The sequence below is a fragment of the Deinococcus aquatilis DSM 23025 genome (assembly GCF_000378445.1).
GTDB lineage: Bacteria > Deinococcota > Deinococci > Deinococcales > Deinococcaceae > Deinococcus > Deinococcus aquatilis.
Map to the genome: position 1 here is coordinate 1 of NZ_KB899709.1, position 19,399 is coordinate 19,399.

18 protein-coding genes are annotated in these 19,399 nt (G+C 61.1%); 12 read left to right on the top strand and 6 right to left on the bottom strand.

The genetic code is table 11. The features are described from left to right. Both F561_RS25225 and F561_RS0110035 read left to right on the top strand, forming a co-directional pair. Positions 1 to 318: helix-turn-helix domain-containing protein (locus F561_RS25225; protein WP_019009830.1), on the top strand; the 318-nt coding region annotated here is incomplete at its 5' end. Further along, positions 216 to 965, top strand: a complete 750-nt coding sequence (locus F561_RS0110035; protein ID WP_157451743.1) for an IS630 family transposase — start codon at positions 216 to 218, stop codon at positions 963 to 965. The genes F561_RS25225 and F561_RS0110035, both read left to right, overlap by 103 nt. Before the next feature lie 35 nt (positions 966 to 1,000). Here F561_RS0110035 and F561_RS0110040 read toward each other — a convergent pair whose 3' ends face one another. Continuing rightward, positions 1,001 to 2,692 (bottom strand): peptide chain release factor 3, encoded by a 1,692-nt coding sequence (locus F561_RS0110040; protein WP_019009832.1) that lies wholly within the window; start codon positions 2,690 to 2,692, stop codon positions 1,001 to 1,003. A gap of 321 nt (positions 2,693 to 3,013) precedes the next feature. Here F561_RS0110040 and F561_RS0110045 point away from each other — a divergent pair, with 321 nt between their 5' ends. Both F561_RS0110045 and F561_RS0110050 read left to right on the top strand, forming a co-directional pair. Next, the gene (locus F561_RS0110045; RefSeq protein ID WP_019009833.1) at positions 3,014 to 3,922 is read left to right on the top strand and encodes a TAXI family TRAP transporter solute-binding subunit; all 909 of its coding nucleotides are present in this window, start codon (positions 3,014 to 3,016) and stop codon (positions 3,920 to 3,922) included. Between the two features lie 195 nt (positions 3,923 to 4,117). After that, entirely contained in the window at positions 4,118 to 4,885 is a 768-nt protein-coding gene (locus F561_RS0110050) for an SIMPL domain-containing protein (RefSeq protein WP_019009834.1), read from the top strand. A 74-nt stretch (positions 4,886 to 4,959) separates the two neighbouring features. On the opposite strand, the gene F561_RS0110055 is transcribed toward F561_RS0110050, so the two are convergent. Then, positions 4,960 to 5,886, bottom strand: coding sequence for a histone deacetylase family protein (locus F561_RS0110055; protein ID WP_019009835.1), 927 nt, complete (start codon positions 5,884 to 5,886; stop codon positions 4,960 to 4,962). 23 nt (positions 5,887 to 5,909) lie between these two features. Here F561_RS0110055 and F561_RS0110060 point away from each other — a divergent pair, with 23 nt between their 5' ends. The 3 genes from F561_RS0110060 (at position 5,910) to F561_RS0110070 (ending at position 8,261) form a co-directional block, all read left to right on the top strand. Next, on the top strand, positions 5,910 to 6,425 hold the full coding sequence (locus F561_RS0110060; protein ID WP_019009836.1) for a GNAT family N-acetyltransferase: 516 nt from the start codon (positions 5,910 to 5,912) through the stop codon (positions 6,423 to 6,425). A gap of 71 nt (positions 6,426 to 6,496) precedes the next feature. Then, a complete protein-coding gene (locus F561_RS0110065) occupies positions 6,497 to 7,609 on the top strand; it encodes a S1C family serine protease (protein ID WP_245556486.1) in 1,113 nt (370 codons plus the stop codon). Positions 7,610 to 7,637: 28 nt separating this feature from the next. Continuing rightward, complete coding sequence (locus F561_RS0110070; RefSeq protein ID WP_019009838.1) at positions 7,638 to 8,261, top strand: response regulator transcription factor; 624 nt, start codon at positions 7,638 to 7,640, stop codon at positions 8,259 to 8,261. 129 nt (positions 8,262 to 8,390) lie between these two features. Here the strand turns inward: F561_RS0110070 and F561_RS0110075 are convergent, their stop codons facing one another. Both F561_RS0110075 and F561_RS0110080 read right to left on the bottom strand, forming a co-directional pair. After that, positions 8,391 to 9,392, bottom strand: coding sequence for an aldo/keto reductase (locus F561_RS0110075; protein WP_051096880.1), 1,002 nt, complete (start codon positions 9,390 to 9,392; stop codon positions 8,391 to 8,393). A gap of 121 nt (positions 9,393 to 9,513) precedes the next feature. Further along, on the bottom strand, positions 9,514 to 10,656 hold the full coding sequence (locus F561_RS0110080; protein ID WP_019009840.1) for a low temperature requirement protein A: 1,143 nt from the start codon (positions 10,654 to 10,656) through the stop codon (positions 9,514 to 9,516). A gap of 60 nt (positions 10,657 to 10,716) precedes the next feature. Here F561_RS0110080 and F561_RS0110085 point away from each other — a divergent pair, with 60 nt between their 5' ends. Both F561_RS0110085 and deoD read left to right on the top strand, forming a co-directional pair. Beyond that, positions 10,717 to 11,454 (top strand): metallophosphoesterase family protein, encoded by a 738-nt coding sequence (locus tag F561_RS0110085; RefSeq protein ID WP_019009841.1) that lies wholly within the window; start codon positions 10,717 to 10,719, stop codon positions 11,452 to 11,454. A gap of 43 nt (positions 11,455 to 11,497) precedes the next feature. Then, entirely contained in the window at positions 11,498 to 12,226 is a 729-nt protein-coding gene (gene deoD, locus F561_RS0110090) for a purine-nucleoside phosphorylase (protein ID WP_019009842.1), read from the top strand. Positions 12,227 to 12,356: 130 nt separating this feature from the next. Here the strand turns inward: deoD and F561_RS0110095 are convergent, their stop codons facing one another. Together F561_RS0110095 and F561_RS0110100 are read right to left on the bottom strand one after the other, a co-directional pair. Next, a complete protein-coding gene (locus F561_RS0110095; RefSeq protein WP_019009843.1) occupies positions 12,357 to 13,040 on the bottom strand; it encodes a hypothetical protein in 684 nt (227 codons plus the stop codon). 21 nt (positions 13,041 to 13,061) lie between these two features. Next, on the bottom strand, positions 13,062 to 14,414 hold the full coding sequence (locus F561_RS0110100; RefSeq protein WP_019009844.1) for an RsmB/NOP family class I SAM-dependent RNA methyltransferase: 1,353 nt from the start codon (positions 14,412 to 14,414) through the stop codon (positions 13,062 to 13,064). A gap of 385 nt (positions 14,415 to 14,799) precedes the next feature. On the opposite strand from F561_RS0110100, the gene F561_RS0110105 reads away from it, so the two are divergent. From F561_RS0110105 to F561_RS0110115, 3 genes are all read left to right on the top strand, one after another. Beyond that, positions 14,800 to 15,996 (top strand): sugar ABC transporter substrate-binding protein, encoded by a 1,197-nt coding sequence (locus F561_RS0110105; protein ID WP_019009845.1) that lies wholly within the window; start codon positions 14,800 to 14,802, stop codon positions 15,994 to 15,996. Positions 15,997 to 16,602: 606 nt separating this feature from the next. Then, positions 16,603 to 18,009: an ABC transporter permease subunit gene (locus F561_RS0110110; protein ID WP_019009846.1), complete on the top strand. Its 1,407-nt coding sequence runs from the start codon at positions 16,603 to 16,605 to the stop codon at positions 18,007 to 18,009. After that, a complete protein-coding gene (locus F561_RS0110115) occupies positions 18,006 to 19,382 on the top strand; it encodes a sugar ABC transporter permease (protein WP_019009847.1) in 1,377 nt (458 codons plus the stop codon). Before F561_RS0110110 ends, F561_RS0110115 begins: the two co-directional genes overlap by 4 nt. The last annotated feature ends 17 nt before the right edge of the window (positions 19,383 to 19,399 follow it).

Below are 19,399 nucleotides of genomic sequence, written 5' to 3' on the forward strand. Positions count from 1 at the left end.
GAAGCCCTGGGGATCAGTGTGCAGATGGCGCAGTCGATCCGAAAACACTTCGTGCTCGGCGGGCTGGACGCGGCGCTCTATGATGCCCCGCATACCGGCCGACCCGCGAAGTTTACGGGCCAGGATCGGGCAGCGATCACGGCCCTCGCGTGCAGTGAGGCTCCGACAGGCCATGCCCAGTGGAGTATTCGCCTGCTGGCTGAAAAAGCGGTGGAATTGAACGTGGTGGACGGCATTGCGCCGTCCACCGTCTTTTACATTCTGAAAAAAACGCGGTCCAGCCGCACCGCAAAAGGCAGTGGTGCATCGCGCAGCTGACCGCAAAGTTCTTGTGCGAGATGGAGCGTGTCCTCGACGTGTATGCCCGGCCCGACGATGAACGCTTGCCGGTGTTGTGCTTCGATGAGCAGCCCTGTTTCCTGATCGGCGATACCCGGGCCCCGGTTCCGATGGAACCGGGACGAGTCGCCAAGCAGGACTATGAATACGAACGGTTCGGGAGCGGCGCGGTGCTGCTCGCGGTTGAACCCCGAACGGGTCGACGGTTCGTCAAGGTATGTGCCCGACGAACGGCCGAGGAGTACACGGCATTTATGCAGGAGCTGGAACAGGCCTATCCAGAGGCGGTTCAGATTACGCTGGTGCAGGACAACCTCAATACCCATCATGGGGGGAGTTTCTATAAGTGGATGCCGCCAGACCAGGCCCACCGATTGGTGGGCCGATTCGAGTGGATCTACACGCCGAAACACGCCTCTTGGCTCAACATGGCGGAGTTGGAATTCAGCGTTCTTCAGCGGCAGTGTTTACAGCGGCGGATTCCTTCGCTGGAACGACTTCGGAACGAAGTCGAGGCGTGGGTCGCCGCGCGTTCACGCGCGGCCATCACGCTCAACTGGCAGTTCTCGACTCAGGCCGCCCGACGAACCCTTGGACGCCAATACGAAACCATTCGTATTAATTGAACGCTGTACTAGGCCCGTGGATCAAGACGGCGGCTTTAAACCCGCGTCAGGTCTTTGGGCAAGGGCAGGAATTCAATTTCGGGATGCTGCTCCTGCGTATAGCTGAGGTCGTACTTGGAGCGGAACAGCATCACCGGGCGGCCCTGATCGTCCTCGACGTGGCGGGCAAAGCGGGCCACCGAACCCGCGTCGCCTGCCAGCCAGCGCACGAGCTGATAGGACGTGACGTTCATTTCTACGTCTACACCGTATTCTTCCAGCAGGCGGGCCTGGAAGACCTCGAATTGGAGCGGCCCCACTGCACCAAGGTAAGGATCGCGTGCGCCGTCCGTGGGATAGAACACTTGCACCACGCCTTCTTCGGCCAGTTGTTGCAGGCCCTTCATAAAGGCTTTGCGCTTGCCCACATCGCGCAGGCCGATGGTGGCGAAGGTTTCGGGCGTAAAGCGCGGAAAGCTGGGCAGCAGGACCTTGCCGTTCACGCTGATCACGTCTCCGATCTGGAAGACACCGGGGTTGACCAGTCCCACGATGTCGCCGGGGTAGGCATCTTCCACCTTTTCGCGGTCTTGGGCAAACAGCGTATGCGCCTGCGAGAGCCGCAGCTTGCGCCCGGTGCGGGTGTGGGTCACGTCCATGCCCCGCTCGAAATGCCCGCTGATGACACGCATGAAAGCCGTGCGATCACGGTGCTGCTTGCTCATGTTAGCCTGCAATTTGAAGATGAATCCGGCAAACGGCGCTTCCGGCTCGCGCTCGCCCAGATTGGTTTCGGTGGGGCCGGGAGGCGGGGCGAGTTCCACGAAGTTGCTCAGGAAGTGCTCAATGCCGAAATTGTTCATGGCACTGCCGAAAAACACAGGGGTCAGCTCACCGCTCAGGAACTCGTCGGCGTCGAATTCGGGGAGAGCGGCGGTGATAAGTTCCACGTCGTGGCGCAGTTTGGCGGCCAGATCCGCACCCACGAGACCCACCAGTTTGGGGTCGTCCAACCCCGCCGTCTGCATAGGCGCACGCTGCTTGCCGCCCGCCGTGCGCTCGAAGGCCAGCACCTGCCTGGTTTGCAGGTCATACACGCCCTTAAAGTCGGGGCCGTCGCCAATCGGCCAGGTCAGCGGAACCACCGTAATTTTCAGAATGTTCTCGATCTGCTCCAAGAGTTCAAAGGGGTCCTGGGCAGGGCGGTCCATCTTGTTCACAAAGGTCAGGATGGGAATGCCCCGGTTGCGGCACACCGCGAACAGCTTTTCGGTCTGCGTCTGCACTCCACGCGCCGCGTCCAGCACCATCAGGGCGCTGTCGGCGGCGGTCAGGGTGCGGTAGGTATCCTCGCTGAAATCCTGGTGTCCGGGGGTGTCCAGCAGATTGATGTGCCGCCCCGAAAACTCGAAGGTCAGGGCTGAACTGGAAATAGAAATTCCGCGCTGCTGCTCGATGCTCATCCAGTCGGACTTGGTATGAGAGCGGCCTTCTTTGGCGGTCACGCTGCCCGCTTCCAGAATCGCGCCTCCGTACAGCAACAGTTTTTCGGTAATCGTGGTCTTGCCTGCGTCGGGGTGAGAAATGATGGCGAAAGTGCGGCGGCGGGCAATCTCGGTGGTCAGGGTTTTGTCGGCCAGAGCAGCGGCCTTCTCTATGGCGGTGGGTTCGGCCACAATGGATTCAGTGATCTGTTCGGGTACGGCGGCCCCGTCCTGCACGTCGGGCTGGGTGGGAAGACTGGTCATAGCAACTCCTGCGGGCCTGTTACAGTGGCCCGAATCTTGAAACGTAGAGATGATCGGATGGTTCACGCCTTCAACTCACGCTAGGTTGGCGTTAGGCGGCGCGTCATACGCCCAGTATACCGCGCCCGCCCGCTGCTTTCACACCACCGCTGGCTGCTCCATTCAGTTGAGCTGACACGACCCGGCCCTGAAGTGTCCACCGGCTGACACACCGCTGAACAATGCCTGATCTTCTAAAACCAGCCGGACAGCCAAGAGCTGCGGCTCTGAACGCCATGAAGCCCCTCATTGACAGCTTGATTTACCGCTTTGGGAGACGCCATGAACCTCACCCCACGATTCAACCGTGCCCAAGCGACCAGCTTCGCCCTCATCCTGTTGGCCCTCGGATCAGGCGGCCAAACGCAATCCACCCCGAATGTCATGAACGTAGCCACCAGTCCCAACGGCTCGACGGCTGCGGATATGTTCCGTGATCTCGGGCGCGTGTGCACCTCGGCGGCCCTGCTGCGGCAACGGCAAACCTCGGGCAGCATAGAAAACATTCAACTGCTGATGGAAAATAAGGTGGCCCTAGCGTTCGTTCAGCTCGATGTGCTCAAGGCCCGCGATCAGATCGACCAGGATCCGCGTGCCAAAGACCTGCGGGTGCTGCTGCCGCTCAATTTCGACGAGATTCACCTGATCGTCAAGCGCCCCACCAGAGACGTCTTTGGCCGGATCAAGGGCGTCACCGCTTTCAGTGGCCTGAAGGGGAAACGGGTCGGCGCGTGGGGTGGCAGTGTCGTAACCGCCCAAATTTTGAAAGCCAAAGCCAACAACGCCTACACCGTCGTGCCCTTAAATGACCGTGCAGCCTCCCTCGCCGCATTGAACGCGGGGCAAGTGGACGCCGTTCTCGCGGTGGTCGGCCAGCCTGCCGATTGGATCAATACCCTGAACCCCGCTGTATTCACTCTCGCACCACTCGATATCCCTCAAGGCGTGCTGAACGGATTTTACCGCCCTGCGCGGCTGCTCTACCCAAAATTCGGCGCGGCGATCAGTACCTACAGCGTGCAACGTCTCCTGATCACGCGTAATCTCAAGACCCCCGAACGCAGACTGCCGCTGCTGGCCTACCAGAAGTGCGCCCTTTCCAAGCTCAGCACATTGCAAGAAACCGAAGGAATGCACCCCAAATGGAACGAAGTGACCCTCAAAGAAAGAGACTGGCCTCTGTTTAAATAAACTGGCCTGATCCCTTTGAAGGTACGAGACACGCGAGCCTGGTCGTCTTTCTGGCTTTTATCGATGTTGACAGACCTCTTCCCGCGCCCCACCAAACAGCCTTCGTTATGCCACGGCCTGCGCTCCGACCTGTTTCTCCACAGCCCCAACTCTTTTGGATGATGCGCCCAACTGAGGGAAATGTTACCGTGAATCATGACCCCCTCGGTGCGCCTACCCAGCGCCATTATTGCCACCGCCATCGCTTCCGTCGCCTTTTTCGCCACTGGATTTGTGGTCGTGCGGGGTCTGGCCGACGTGAAAAATGCCAGCGACGTGATCAACGTGACGGGCAGTGCCAAACGCAACATCACCAGCGATCTGGCCGGGTGGACGTTTACTGTTCGCAGCAGCGACGACACCAATTTGCAAAACGCATACCGGGCCTTTCAGGGGGCGCAACCAGCCATCGAAGCATTCTTGAAGGCGCAAGCGTTTTCGGGTTCGGAACTGAGGCGCGAGCCGGTGAACGCCGGGCCGCAGAACTACACAGTGATTGAGGACGTGAACGGCGAGAACGCCGAAGTGCAGCGCACTCGCTACGTGGTCAGTCAGACCTACCGCGTGCAGTCGGGCAACATTGCCAAGCTGCAAGCCGCTGTGGGCGCGGCCACCGCCGCTTTCGTGGATGCCAGCACAGGCGGCGTCAGTATCGAGAGCGGCGACGTGCAGTACCTCTACACCAAACTGAGTGACGTACGCGTGCAACTGCTGGAAGAAGCCAGCAAAGACGCCCAACGCCGTGCCCAGGCCATCGCTCAGAGTGCCGGAAACTCCATCGGGGCCGTGAAGAATGCCCGCGTGGGTGTGTTCCAGATCACGCCCCGCTTTGAGACCAGCGTGGAAGACACGGGCAGTTACGACACCACAGCGCTGGAAAAAGACGTGACGGCAGTGGTGGAAATCGACTTCGTGGTGAAGTAGGAAGAGGCTTCAAGGGCTTTTCATAGACTCAAGAGATTCAAGGGTCTGAGGTTTAGCGAAGTGGCCCCAGACCCTTAGACCCTTAGACCCGCTGCCTCCAAAGCCGCCTCCAACGTCCCCAACCGCGCCGCGATCAGCGTTTGGGGGCTTTTGTTGTAGCCGCCCGCCATCACGAGGGCCAGCGGAAGGCCGCGCAGGGCCGCCCAATGACAGACCCGGTTATCCCGTTCACGCACCCCGGCGGGCGTGAGAGCGAGGCGGCCCAACTGATCGCCTTCCAGCACGTCGGCCCCAGCGAGGTAGAAGACGAAATCGGGGGCGAAGGCGTGCAGCGCAGAAAAAACCGGGTCTTGCAACGCCGCCAGATAAGCCGCGTCATCCGTGCCATCGGGCAGGGCCACATCCAGCCCGCCGACTTCCTTCTGAAAAGGGTAATTGTTGGCCCCGTGCACGCTGACGGTGAAGACGCGGGATTCGGCGGCAAAAATGGAAGCTGTGCCGTTGCCCTGATGCACGTCCAGATCGATGATGGCAATTCGTGTGGCCCGGCCTTCATCCAGAAGCCACTGGGCGCTGATTGCCACGTCGTTGAGGAAGGAAAACCCCTCGGCATGAGCGCGGTAGGCGTGGTGCGTGCCGCCGCCCAGATTGATGCCGAGGCCCAGTGCCAGAGCGTCCTGTGTGGCGGCCAGGGTTGCGCCGCTGCTGGCGAGGCCGCGCTCCACGACGGCGGGCGACCAGGCGAACCCTAGCGCCCGTTCTTCGGCCCGCGAGACCTCTCCGGCCTGCCAGCGCCGCAGATATTCGGCGTCGTGAACGCGCTCGGCCAAGGCCCACTCCAAGATGGAGGCAGCGTGGAGGGGCAACCTCTCCCCCGCTCCGGCCAACAGGGTTTCACGAAATTCAGCGGGCAGGAACTGACGGCGGGGCGGCGGCCCAGCGCCAAACGACGCACCCAGAAAGGCCGTGAATGCGCGGTAGGGGTGCGGGAAGGTGGACACTGAATTCAGCCTATCCTGCGGGCATGTCTCTGACCCTGCGCCCGCTGCGACCCGGCGACGAAGAGGCCGCCGTGCCCTGGGCTGCCGACCCGGAATTCTGCCTTGCCGCAGACTGGACTCCTCACCTTGCCCCGCGTGTGGTGCGGGCGCACTGGCGGCGCATCATCGCGGGCAGCGGGCCGGATTTTTTACGGCTGGGCGTGGAGGAAAATGGGCAATTGCTGGGCTACGTGGACCTTGCCCACAGGCAGGCGCACACCGCAGAACTCGGCGTGGCGATAGGCGAGCGGGCGCAGTGGGGGCGCGGGCTGGCAGCCAGGGCGTGCCGCTTGCTGCTGTCTCAGGCGTTTGGCCCCCTTGACCTCGACACCGTCACCGCGCAGGTTCACGCGCCGAATCTACGTTCACATCGGCTGATGCTGGGGCTGGGGTTTGCAGAAGTGGGGCGGGCAGAACCGGAACTCTACCGGGGCGAATGGGTGGAGGTGGTGTGCTATCTGCTGGGGCGGGCCGACTTTTTGCAGACTGCCACACCCTAGCCGTTCGGACAGGCTGCGGCCCCCTCCATTCACCCGGCGCGGATTTGGCCTGCTGGACGCATTCTATGGGCATGACGAACACAGACGACATGAGTAAGATTTCGGAGAGCTTAGCGGACGCCGCGCAAACGGCGGGACAATATGTAGTGACGGTACTGACCGGAGGCCCCGCAACCGTGAGTGGCACCGTGGTAGCCGATGGACAGGTGCTGACAGCGGCCCATGTGCTGCACGGCGATGAAGTGAAGGTACGCACGGCAGACGGACGGGAACTCAGCGCCACAGTTGCGGGCCGTGACCCCTCCACCGATCTGGCCCTGCTGCGGGTAGAAGGGCTGAATCTGCCCGCCATGACCGTCAGCGGCGGAGTACGGGTAGGAGAATTGCTGCTGGCCGTGGGCCGCCCCATGCACGGCTTACAGGTCACGCTGGGCCTGATGGAACGCGCCGCCCCGCCCGAGCGTGGGCCGATGCGCGGCTGGCTGGACGCTGGAGCCGCTCCCTTCCGGGGCGTGACGGGCGGAGCTTTGGTAGACGCACGCGGCGGTTTGGTAGGCATTTTGAATGCTGGCGTGAGCCGGGGCACCCTGCTGGCCGTACCCGCTGCCCGTGCCCTGCGGGTCGCTGACCTGCTGAACACGGCGGGGCGCGTGCCTCGCGGGTATCTGGGCCTCGCCACGCAGCCGGTTCACTTTCCAGAAGAACGGCCTGAAGGAGAGCCAGAAAAACAACAGGCACAGGCCGAAGCAGCCAGCGAACCCAACGCCGGAGAGCCCGCAGCCAAAGAACGCGGTGGGCGCGGAGGCCCCGGCCCACGTCAGGGAAGCGGGCGAGGCGAGCGCGGCGGCCCCATGTGGGATGGCAGGCGAGACGGGCGCGGCTGGAACGGCGGCTGGAATGGACGCGGCGGCCCCGGTTGGGGTGGCCCTCAGCGTGGCCCCAACGGTTTTGGTCGGGGCGGGGGCCGGGTCGGTTTGACGGTGGTGCAGGTCGAAGCAGGCAGCCCCGCCGCCACTGCCGGACTGTTGGTCGGTGACGTGCTGCTGGCGCTGGACGGCCACAGCGTGCGCCACCCCGGAGAGTTGCTGGAGCGGGTGCGCGAGCGGGCCGGGGAAACCCTGACGGTACGCGTGCTGCGCGGCGGCCAGGAAACTGATCTAGCTGTCCTGGTCGGAGAACGCTAAACCCTTGCCCCAGCGCGTAGCATCAGCCATGACCCCGCCCACGGCCCTCCTCTTCTCTGCCCTGTCCAGCCCCCGGCTGCCCTCGGTGCGGGTCGCGGTGCGCTCGGCCATGCTGCGGGCGGGGATAGAAAGCCTGTTGGCCGCCGCAGGTCTGACCTTTCCGGCAGGAGAAAGCGACGTGCTGATCGTGGACGATGGCTGGCTGGACGACCCGGAGGCGCTGGCCGACGCTCTGGCCGAAGCCGCAGGAGTGGTGGCCCTGGGGTCGGCGGCGTGGGCCAACCTTCTGCCAGAACTGACGGGCGGTGGCTGGGCCATCCTGAGCACCGATGCCACCCCCGCCGAATTGCTGGCCGGAGTCCTGGGCGCGGCGGCGGGCCTGGTGGTGATGCCGCCCGCACTCTTTCAGAGAGCCGAGGCCGAAGCTGAAGCCGAAGATGCCCCGCCCTCGGACGTGACCCTTACCCCACGCGAACACGACGTCTTGGTGCTGCTGGCCGAGGGTCTGAGCAACAAACGGGCCGCGCGGGAACTGGGCGTGACCGAGAGCACCGTCAAGTTTCATGTGCAGGCGCTGTATTCCAAACTGGGCGTTCAGAGCCGCGCCGGAGCCGTGGCACGCGGCATCGGGCTGGGGCTGGTGAGCGTCTGAGTGGGCGAGTATGCGTTCTCAGTTACTCCTGTTTAATTTGAAGTACAAAAAATCAGCCTCGTTCTTCCGTCCAACACACGAAGAATGAGGCTGATTGCTGTTTTCTCTGCCCAGTTATCTTTGCTTTACCTAGCGGTTGACGCTTCCCATGTCGGCGTACCGCTCACCACTGGCCGCACCGACTGGAAATACCGCGTCTATAGCGGCCAAATCATCGGCGCTGAGATGCACGTCCACGGCTCCCAGATTCTCTTCAAGGTACTTCACGCGCTTGGTGCCGGGAATAGGCACGAGGTCTTGACCCTGTGCCAGCACCCACGCCAGCGCCAATTGAGAGGGCGTGCAGCCTTTCTGGGCCGCCAGGCGCTCCACATGCCGCACCAGATCCAGATTCTTCTGGAAGTGCTCGCCCTGAAAGCGGGGGCTATGGCGGCGGAAATCGTCGGGGGCAAAGTCGTCGGGCGTCTGAATCTGCCCGGTCAGAAATCCGCGTCCCAGTGGGCTGTACGGCACAAAGCCAATCCCCAGTTCACGGCACACGTCCAGCACGCCGTTCTGTTCGGGATCCCGCGTCCACAGGCTGTATTCGCTCTGTACAGCGGTAATTGGGTGGACGGCATGGGCGCGGCGCAGGGTGTCGGCGCTGACTTCCGAGAGGCCGATAAAACGCACCTTGCCCTGCTGCACCAGGTCGGCCATCGCGCCCACCGTGTCTTCGATGGGGGTGGTGGGGTCTACCCGATGCAGGTAATACAGGTCGATATGGTCGGTGTTCAGGCGCTTGAGGCTAGCTTCGGCGGCCTGCTGCACATATTCCGGCTTGCCGCTGATGCCGCGTGTCTGGCTGGCTGGGTCGCGCTGAATCCCGAATTTGGTTGCCAGTACCACCTGCTCACGCTTTCCGGCCAGCCAGCGGCCCAACAGTTCTTCGTTGGTAAAGGGGCCGTACATATCGGCGGTATCGTAAAAAGTGACGCCCAGTTCCAGAGCGCGGTCTAGCGTGCGGATGTTTTCGGCCTCATCGGTGCTGCCGTAAAACTCGCTCATGCCCATGCAGCCGAGGCCGAGGGCAGAGACGCGGAGGGCACCAAGTTGGCGGGAAGGCAGTTGACCGGAAGAAAGCTGGGTCATGGGGACTCCTTTGGAGACAGAGGAACGAGAAGTGCGGCCTGACAGGCAACAGTACTCCCCAGTCTGGAGGAAGCGGCTATATCAATCGTTTAGCTGTGACAGAGGCTATGGGCGCACCAGCTCAGCCGTCCGATGGATCACGCGCCGCCTCGACCCACAGGAGCGACGTCAATAACAACACGCAGACCAGCAGATGTGGCAGCGCTCCGTAACTCAGACCCAACGGAATGGTCAGGAGCAGCACGGCGGCCAGACTCAGGCGCACCCAGCCGGGGCCGATGCCCAGAATGCGGCGGTAGATCACGTCGCCCAGCAGGTACAGCCCGATCCCAAAGGTCAGATTCCAAATCCCGATGGCGTCTGGATGCCCGGTGGGATGGGCCACCCCAACTTTCAGGCCCGCCGCGATCAGGATGATGCCGCAGATCATGGCAAAGTGGCCGTAGCCATAGCCCAGAATAGCCATTCGCGCCCGCGCTGCGGCATCGGCGTGCAAAAAGATGTGTTCGGCGCGGGCATCGTCACGGTGAAAATAGGTCCACCACAACAGGGCCGATAGCATCAGGGCCAGCACACCGTAAGTCAGCAGCGGGCCAGAGAGGGCCGACACGCCCACGCCGCCGCCCACCGCCACGATGCTTTCTCCCAGCGCAATGATGATCAAAAGGCCGTGCCGCTCCACAAAATGCCGGGGGCTGAGCTGAAACTGACGGCGACGTGAAAAGAAAGTACTGACCAGCAGCGTGGTGACGGCGGCCACCCACAGGGGCCAATCGTAGGGCGGGCGCACGAATGCGGCGGCCAGCACCAGCAAAGCCGAGCCGAAATTGTAGGGAGCAATGCGCCAGATGGCCCGCGCACTGCTGTTTTGGGCTGTGTTGAACAGGAAGGCATGAATGGCGGTCACGGTCAGCAGACCCAATGCATAAGGCAATCCCCCGGCATCAAAGACCGTGGGAATACTCAGGGCCATCACAAAAAAGCCCGCCATCGCCACAAAAATCAGGCGGCGGCGGCTGTCTCCACCGAACTCGACGTTGCCCCCCAGCCACACATAACCGTCATAAATCCACATCAGGGTCATGAAAACCAGCAGGGCCTTGGCATAGGCGGCGAAGTCGTGCGGGTGCGCCACCAAACTGGTCAACTGTGTGAGGGCAAAGACGAACACGAGGTCGAAAAACAATTCGATGGTACCCACGCGCTGGACGGTGGCTTCGGCAGGAGCGGCCAAAGTGTTGGGCGATATAAACGGGGTGGTCATTTCTGTTAGCGTACAGGTAATTCAGCTAACTTCCGCTTTGGTGGACACTTAAACTGATTTATGCAACAAGGCTTCAAGGTAGCCGTTTTTGGCGACGTTCACGGCAACTTGCCTGCCCTAACAGCAGCGCTGAGCGATATGGCGCGGCAAGGTGCGGAGGCTTACCTCTGTTTGGGCGATATGGCGATGGGCGGCGCGTGGCCCGCCGAATGCATTGTGCGGATCGCGGCGCTGGGCTGCCCTGTGGTACGCGGCAATGCTGACAGAATGCTGCTGGAACCTCCCCAACCCTTTGCCCCGCGTGGTTTTCCAGATGAAGAACAACTGCATGACATAGACAAGTGGGTCAGAACACAACTGGGCCACGCTGAATCGCAACTGTTACAGACCTACACCGCCCGCACCGAATGGCCCAACCTGCTGTGTTTTCACGGCAGCCCAGAGCGAGACAACGAAGAATTGACGGCCCAGACGCCAACGGCACGGCTAGACGAACTGCGGGCCGAATTCGGACAACAGGCGGTGTGGGTCGGCGGGCATACGCATCAGCCGTTGCACCGCCAGTTTGAAGGCTGGGCGCTGCTGAATCCCGGCAGTGTCGGTCTGCCCTTCGAGCGGCGCGGAGATCGCTACGTGAATCTGGCGCGGGCCGAATACCTCATTCTGGAGCGCACGGCGTCGGGCTGGCATCCCACCTTTCACCGGGTCGCCTACGACGTGGCACAGGTGCAGCGCGGCATCCTGAGCCGAGAATTGCCGTACGCGCACTGGCTGGCGCAGGAATGGGTAGACGGCTAAGTACTTTGAAGGTACGCCCGCCAAACTTGGTAGGCTAGGCCCGATGAGTCTTCACCTGAACGCCCAACCCGGCCAAATTGCCGAAACCGTCCTGCTTCCCGGCGACCCGCTGCGTGCCCAGCATATTGCCGAAACTTTTTTTGAAAACCCCGTGCAGCACAACACCGTGCGCGGCATGTTGGGCTATACCGGAACCTACAAAGGCCAGCGCGTCAGCGTGCAGGGCACCGGCATGGGCATTGCCAGTTCCATGATCTACGTCCACGAACTGATCACCGGCTACGGTTGCAAAAACCTGATCCGGGTGGGCACGGCGGGCAGCTATCAGCCGCATGTGCATGTGCGTGATCTGGTGTTGGCTCAGGCCGCCTGCACCGATTCCAACATCAACAACATCCGCTTCGGGGCCAAGAACTTTGCGCCCATCGCGGATTTCAGCTTGCTGCTGCGGGCCTACCAGATCGCGCAGGAACGCGGATTCTCCACCCACGTCGGCAACATCATGAGCAGCGATACCTTTTATCAGGACGAATTCCAGCAGTTTCAGCAGTGGGCCGACTTTGGCGTGCTGGCCGTAGAAATGGAGGCCGCCGGACTGTACACGCTGGCCGCCAAACACGGCGTGCGGGCGCTGACCATCCTGACCATCAGCGACCACCTGATTACACAGGAAGAAACCACCGCCGAAGAGCGCCAGTTGACCTTCAACGGCATGATCGAGGTGGCCCTCGACGCCGCGCTGGGGCTGGAAACTGAAGGCAAGCAGGGCTAATACAGGCTTGGTCTTAGATTACTTCTGGACGAATATTGCCCGTTGGGGTCTTCCCTGCCAAAACCGCTGAATAACTGGAAGCCCGTGCACGCTCATGTCTACAGCGCGTGCACGGGCTGTCGGTTGCCGTTCAGTTCGTAAATTCACCCGAATCGGCGGAGAAGGTGAACTGGGTCAGGATGCTGTAGCCCAGCGCCGTGGCCGCGTCGTTGCGCCCCCCCAGCGTGAGCATGATGGCCTTGCCCAGCGTTTCGTAGCGGTTGAGGGTGGCGGCCCACTTTTTGGGGTCAAGCTGCACATAGTCTTCGTCGGGGCCGGGTTTATAGGCCCGCTGGAGCTTCAGGAAGTTGGCGTGGTCGGCTCTGGCCTGCGCGATGGTGCGGGCGTACTGCTGGCTTGTGGGTGCGCCCAGAGCACTGCGGGCCAGCGCCCCAAGGCTGCTCAGTTGTTCCTCCAGGCCCGGATACATACGCGGCACGGCGTGAAAATACATCGTGCCGCCACCCGCCCGAATTCCGGCCAGTTCGCCCTCTATGGCCCGCAATTCGCGGTACTGCTTGCGGAGGGTCTGTAATCTGGCCCTCAACTGGGGCTGTGTTGCCAAGTCTTTGTTCAGTTTGGCGGCGCGGCAGTCGGCCCAGTTTGCGCTGGCATTGTCCTGATCGGCCTCGCTCCAGACCGCGATGGTCAGCAGATCGTAGCTGGCCGAATCTACGACGTTGGCAAGCGCACAGTTGGCTGGAGTCTGTGCCTGTGCAGGCAGAGAGACGCACAGCATGAGGGCAAGAGTGATCAGGCTGCGCTTGGAAGACATACGGGCAGTGTAATACGGAACTCAGCTCAGGCGGCGCAACCGGGCAATGAAAAAGCCGTCTATACCGTCTTCGGGCACAGTCAGCACGCCTGCTCCGGCGGGCACGGTGGGCAGGCGCAAGTCGGGCACAGGCTCAGGCACAAATTCCGGGTGGGCGTCCAAAAATGCGCCAATTACCTCACGCCCTTCTTGCGGCATCACCGAACACACCGAGTACACCAGCACGCCGCCCGGTTCTACAGCAGCGGCGGCATGGGGCAGCATCCGGGCTTGCAGGGCTGCCATCTGGGTCACGGCCTGCGGGGTCAGACGCAGCTTAATTTCAGGGTGGGAACGGAGCGTACCGCTGCCGGTGCAGGGGGCGTCCAGCAGCACCAGAGGCGCGGACAGTACATCCAGTGGCATGGTCAGATCGTGCGTGATGAACTTGGCGCGTAAGCCGAGGCGTTCCAGATTGGTGCGGGCTGCGTCGTGCTTGTGCGGCATCACATCTACGCTGGTCACATCGGCTCCACGGGCAGCCAGCATCGCTGCCTTGATGCCCATGCCGCCCGCCAGATCCAGCACCGGCATGCTCGATACGTCGCCCAGTGCGTCCACACAGGCAAGGCTGGCCGGGTTGATGGGCTGCGCCTCGCCCTGCACATAGGCCGCCGATTCCCGAAGCGGGCGGGCCAACGCCACGCGCCGCACACTGTTGGGACCGGGGAAAACCTCGCTGCCTTCCTCTTCCAGCAGCCTCTCCCCCGCTTCCGACAGGCTGAGCCAGAGGGGTTGGGGGGTCAGCAGATCGGCCATAACAACTGGTGCATGGTCGCCGTAAGCGGCGCGGTACACATCAATCAGCCATGCGGGAAGGGCGGTGCGCGTTTCCTCGGTTTCGGGCGGAAGGGCCACGCGGCGCAGTACGGCGTTCACAAGGGCAGGCGGGGCAAAGCGGGCGGCCCGCGCCAGATTCACGTATTCACTGACCACAGCGTGCGCGGGCGTGCCCAGGATCAGTTTTTCAAAGGCTCCGGCCAGCAGCAAGGCCCGCACTTTGGGATGCGTCTCTTCTGACAGCATCGGGGTCAGCAGGCTTTGAAGCAGGGGCGCATAACGCAGCGAGCCGTACACGATATGGGTGGCGAGGCCGGAATCGCGTCCGGGCAACCTGGCCGCCTGCAGGGCCGAATCCAGCGCAGAGGCGGCGTAAGCTTCTCCAGCCAGCACGCGCAGCAGCACCCGCACAGCCAATTCACGGGCGGGGTTGGCCTGTTCGGGGCGCGGGCGGAATTTCTCTGAACGGGACGCCGAGGCTGAGGCGGAATCAGTCTCTGGTCTGGAATTCTCAGCACTCGCCTTGCTGGGTTGGGGACGGCGGGAACGAATCATCCGGCCAGCATACGGCGAAATGGAGTGGAGAGCAGGTCCGGAATGGTCTCCTGGCCATTGAGAGGCGGCGCGATTTTTACCGAAACGTAAAATTGTATCGACTCCAACAAAAACTGTTTTGTCTGATGACAGCGTGAAATAAAGACTAACTCTGGGTCAGGAAATCTTCTTGTCAAGCGGTACAGAGAGACCTATAATGATGGCCGAACATCCCCGTTCATTCTCCTCCAACGCTGCGTGAGCATTCGGCTCGCGTACAAAACGTCCCGCAACTGGCAGGATGAATGGTGCTCCTAAAGCACTCTAAAAGCGGCGGCTCTGTTCAATGGTTTCTCCGTATGGTTTTACTGGAAGCGGTTCACCGCCGATCTACCCAAGGAGTATTATGAAAAAAGCTTTAACCATCCTGTCTCTGGCCCTGTTGGGCAGCGCCATCACCTCTCAGGCGAGCGCCGCTACCCTGACGGTCTGGACTCACTTCGGTGGTCCCGAGTTGGCCTGGCTGAAGTCTCAGGCTGCCGACTTCACCAAGAAGACTGGCACCCAGGTTTCACTGGTCAGCGTGCCATTCGACAACATCCCCGACAAGTTCATTCAGAGTGCGCCCAAGGGTCAGGGTCCTGATGTGGTCGTCACGTTGCCGCAGGATCGCCTGGGCCAGCTGGCCGCTGCGGGCGTCGTCGAGCCGATGGACAAGTACGTCACCAGCCGCACCGACTTCGACAAGACTGCGCTGACGGCCATGACCTACAAGGGCAAACTGTTCGGCCTGCCCATGTTCGCTGAAAGCGTGGCGTTGGTGTACAACAAAAAACTGATTCCCAACGCGCCCACCACCTGGAGCGCTTTCCTGTCGGCAGCCCAGAAGAACACCGGTAACGGTAAGTTCGGCTTCCTGGCCGACCTGAGCAACGCCTACATGAACTACGGCGTGGTCAGTGCGTACGGTGGTTACGTGTTCAAAAACACGGGCGGCACCCTGAATCCCAAAGATATCGGCCTCGCCAATGCTGGAGCCGAAAAAGCCAGCGCGTTCCTGAACGACCTGCGCTACAAGTACAACCTCGTGCCCGAAGGCGTGGACGGCGGCGCGGCCAAGAGTGCGTTTGTAGACGGACGCCTCGCCATGCTGCTCACCGGTCCCTGGGACATCGGTGACATCAAGAAGGCAGGCATCGACTACGGTATTGCTGCCTTCCCCACCCCTCCCGGTGCCAGTGGCAAGTGGAGCCCCTTCGTCGGCGTGCAGGGCACCATGATCAACGCTTACGGCAAGCAGAAAACCGCTGCCGCGCAATTTGCCAAGCAGATTTCTTCCAGCACCGCGCAGGTCACCTTCAATCAGGCCGGTGGCCGCATCCCCGTAAGCCTCAGCGCCCGCACCAAGCTGAAGGCCGATCCTGTGGTCTCCGGCTTCGGCAAGACCATCAGCATGGGCACGCCTATGCCCAACATCGTCGAAATGGGCAGTGTCTGGGGACCCTGGAGCGCCGCCATCGCCCAGAGCGTACAGAAACCCAACCAGAACTACTCTCAGATTCTGGACAAGGCCGTTTCCGAAATCAACAGCAACATCAAATAAGCGGAGATTGCTTCCGTAAAGACGGACGGGCAGAGATAGCCTGTCCGTTTTTCATGGTCCGAGCTACCACGTTAATAAGGCCGTATCCCAGAGCAGTCGTTATACGGACTCCGTTTGATGACCGGGCTGCAAAGGACTTCACTGGTGGCACGTTTATCGGTCTAAACGGACGCTCATAAGAACACCTGACCTCCATATCGGGTTGTCTGTACTCTCCCCTGTTCCTCCTGAGTAGCTCTTCGAAACTGCTCTATTTCCCATGCTTGGAACTGATCCGAAGAGCCTTGTCAGTCAGATTGAACACTGTGCTGACTCCACGTTCCATCTGAACTCATATCAGAAGTGTTGATCGCTGTTGACCAAACGGAGTAAGTGAATATTCAGAGATTTTTGGGGGAATAGAAGACGCGCAAGTCTTTGTTCTGGCGCTGTCATTCGGGCAACTGTTTCAGACAGCAATAAAAATACCTCCTACAAACGATTGCAGCGTCTGTCTGGTCAGATCAACGATTTTTCTGTATCACAATGGAGTTGCAGTCACTTCACTTGACGCCCACAATGGGGCGCATTCAATCCCGAGCTTTTCAACAGGAGGTTTGACAACCGATGACCACGACCCTCTCTGCTCCCGCCAAACGCAAGGTGGTTCCACCAGAAGGAACCCGCGGCGTCCTTCTGGCTATTCTGGTCCTGGCTCTGGTCCTGGGCGGCTCAGCCCTGATCGGCTGGCTGCTGTCCAGCATCACCGCCCGCGCCATACCCACGGCTCCGCCCTACATGATTCTGGTGTATACCCTGGCGGCCCTCTTGGTGCTGATGCCTATTACTGGACGGGTAGTACCGTGGATTGCCAACTGGTATTACCTGTTTCCGGCTCTGGTCTTTCTGATTGCGTTTACGGTACTGCCGATCATCCTGACCGTCAATTACGCTTTTACCAACTACAGCGGCCAGAACAGCGGCAACCCGGATTCGGGTGTCAGAACCGCAGCGACCCTCAGCGCAGACCGCAAAGTGGTCACGCTGAGCGATACCCCAGAAGCCGATTCGGTACAGGCGTACCTGCGGTGCAAGGTCACCAGTTGTAAAGGCGATACGCTGGTGCTGCTGGATGAAGATGCCTCGGCACCGATCAGAGCCCGGATTGACAGCGTTTCAGGCAACGCGGTGACGCTCACTGCGCCCGTGGCTGCCGGATTCGTGCTGGCCGACGTGACCCGCATCAACCGCATCGAGCGTGTGGGCCTCGCCAACTTTCAGGAGATTTTTTCCAAGGCCAGCAGTGCGCTGTGGCCGGTATTTCTGTGGACAGTCATTTTTGCCTTTTCCACCGTGGTCATCAATGCTCTGGCGGGTCTGATTCTGGGCATCCTGCTGTACAACAAGCGCCTCAAGGGGCGCAATATCTACCGCACGCTGCTGTTCTTGCCCTGGGCCATTCCTGCCGTCATCAGCGTGCAGATGTGGGTCGCGCTCTTCAATCAGCAGTTTGGGATCGTGAACAAGGCGCTGGGACTGCTAGGCTTTGCCGCCGTGCCCTGGCTGAACGATCCGCTGTGGGCCAAAGTCTCCATTCTGTTGGTCAATCTGTGGCTGGGTTTCCCCTACATGATGACGGCCACCATCAGTGCGCTCGCCACCATCAACGAAGATCTGTACGAGGCCGCCAGCATTGACGGCGCAACTCGCTGGCAGCAAATCCAGTCCATTACCCTGCCACTGCTCAGAAATGCCTTCACACCTATTTTGCTGTCGGGCTTCGCGTTCAACTTCAACAACTTCGGCATTATTTATCTGCTTACGGCAGGCGGCCCCGCGCAGGAAGGCCGTGAAAGTACCGCTCAGAGTACCGACATTCTCCTGTCGTGGGGATACAACACGGCTTTTGCCAGCGCTGGGGGCCAGAATTACTCGCTGGCGAGTGCCATTGCCCTGATCATCTTTTTCCTGACGCTCGCCATCAGCCTCGTCAACTTCAAGGCCGCTGGCGTTTTTGAGGAGGCCCGCAAATGACCGCTCTTCCGACCCCTCAGGATCTGCCCCCCGGTGGATACGTCCACAAAGAGCCAGGGCCGCTCCGCCGCGCCGCACCCTGGATAGTGGCTGCCGCCGTCGTGATCGGCTTTCTGGTCCTGGGCTTCTTTCTGGCGCGTAACATGACAGGCCGACCCAAAAGCTTCACCATCTATTTCGTGGAGCGTGGCTGGGTCCGCTTCCTCCTGTTCCTGTTGGCGGCCAGCGGGGTCCTGGCCCTCACCAGCCTGATCGGGCAGCGCATCGGCATGGCCCGCACGGGGCGCAAAATCAGCTACACCGCCGTGCTGGGCGACCAACTGACGCACCTGTTTTTGATTCTGGTCGTGTTGATCGCCGTCTACCCGCTGATGTACGTGCTGATCGCGGCCTTCGATCCACGCAACAGTCTGTTCGCCTTCCCCAATTTTTCCGACCCCAATATCCTCTACCGTTCAGGATTGCTTCCCAACTTACAGGTGCTCAGCTTTGAGAATTATGCTGCACTGTTTGAAGGCGTGACCATTCCGGGCTGGCAACTGGTGCTGGCTGTCATCGTCGGAGCCGCCCTGACGGTCCTGCTGATTCTGGCCCTGCTGGGCAAATTTGGTCGCGAAAGTGAAGGCATCGTGCAGGCGCGGACCTGGGCTATGCGTGCGCTCATCGCTGCACTGGCCCTGCTGGTGATGTTCATGGTGCCGTCGCAGTTTACGGGTCAGGGCAACGAAAGCAAGTTCTTGCTGTCTGTACGTAACACTCTGCTGGTGTCGGGCGTCACGGGCTTTCTGGCCATCGTGCTGAGTACCACTGCTGGCTACGCGATGGCCCGCCTGCGCTTTCCAGGCCGTTTCCAGATGCTGCTATTTTTCATCTTCATTCAGATGTTCCCGGTCTTTCTGGCGCTGGTGGCCGTCTACACCCTGATGGTCATTCTGGGTCTCGTCAACACCTTTACGGGCCTGATTCTGGCCTACTCCGGCGGCGCAATCGCTTTCAACACCTGGATTTTCAAGGGGTACGTCGAAAGCCTGCCCGAATCGCTGGAAGAGGCGGCCATGGTGGACGGAGCCACCCGTTGGCAGACCTTCGTGCAGGTCGTCCTGCCTCTCTCGGGCGGCATTCTGGTCTTCATTTTCCTGAACCAGTTCATCGGCACCTATGCCGAATTTATTCTTGCCAGCATCCTGCTGACGGGCGTGGATCAGTGGACGGTGGGTGTGATGCTCCGCAGCTTTACCACGGGGCAATTCAGCACCAAGTGGGGCATCTTCTCTGCCGCCGCGACCCTGGGTGCATTGCCGATCATCGCCCTCTTTTACGGCTTCCAGGGCTACTTTGTGGGCGGCACGGTTTCTGGCGGCGTCAAGGAATAATGCTTGCTGGTGGTCAA

Bases quoted from the DNA above. Each gene is read 5' to 3' on its own strand.
- F561_RS0110040 (WP_019009832.1), bottom strand. From the start codon at position 2,692: ATGACCAGTCTTCCCACCCAGCCCGACGTGCAGGACGGGGCCGCCGTA.
- F561_RS0110045 (WP_019009833.1), top strand. From the start codon at position 3,014: ATGAACCTCACCCCACGATTCAACCGTGCCCAAGCGACCAGCTTCGCC.
- F561_RS0110050 (WP_019009834.1), top strand. From the start codon at position 4,118: ATGACCCCCTCGGTGCGCCTACCCAGCGCCATTATTGCCACCGCCATC.
- F561_RS0110060 (WP_019009836.1), top strand. From the start codon at position 5,910: ATGTCTCTGACCCTGCGCCCGCTGCGACCCGGCGACGAAGAGGCCGCC.
- F561_RS0110065 (WP_245556486.1), top strand. From the start codon at position 6,497: ATGACGAACACAGACGACATGAGTAAGATTTCGGAGAGCTTAGCGGAC.
- F561_RS0110070 (WP_019009838.1), top strand. From the start codon at position 7,638: ATGACCCCGCCCACGGCCCTCCTCTTCTCTGCCCTGTCCAGCCCCCGG.
- F561_RS0110075 (WP_051096880.1), bottom strand. From the start codon at position 9,392: ATGACCCAGCTTTCTTCCGGTCAACTGCCTTCCCGCCAACTTGGTGCC.
- F561_RS0110080 (WP_019009840.1), bottom strand. From the start codon at position 10,656: ATGACCACCCCGTTTATATCGCCCAACACTTTGGCCGCTCCTGCCGAA.
- F561_RS0110085 (WP_019009841.1), top strand. From the start codon at position 10,717: ATGCAACAAGGCTTCAAGGTAGCCGTTTTTGGCGACGTTCACGGCAAC.
- deoD (WP_019009842.1), top strand. From the start codon at position 11,498: ATGAGTCTTCACCTGAACGCCCAACCCGGCCAAATTGCCGAAACCGTC.
- F561_RS0110095 (WP_019009843.1), bottom strand. From the start codon at position 13,040: ATGTCTTCCAAGCGCAGCCTGATCACTCTTGCCCTCATGCTGTGCGTC.
- F561_RS0110100 (WP_019009844.1), bottom strand. From the start codon at position 14,414: ATGATTCGTTCCCGCCGTCCCCAACCCAGCAAGGCGAGTGCTGAGAAT.
- F561_RS0110105 (WP_019009845.1), top strand. From the start codon at position 14,800: ATGAAAAAAGCTTTAACCATCCTGTCTCTGGCCCTGTTGGGCAGCGCC.
- F561_RS0110110 (WP_019009846.1), top strand. From the start codon at position 16,603: ATGACCACGACCCTCTCTGCTCCCGCCAAACGCAAGGTGGTTCCACCA.
- F561_RS0110115 (WP_019009847.1), top strand. From the start codon at position 18,006: ATGACCGCTCTTCCGACCCCTCAGGATCTGCCCCCCGGTGGATACGTC.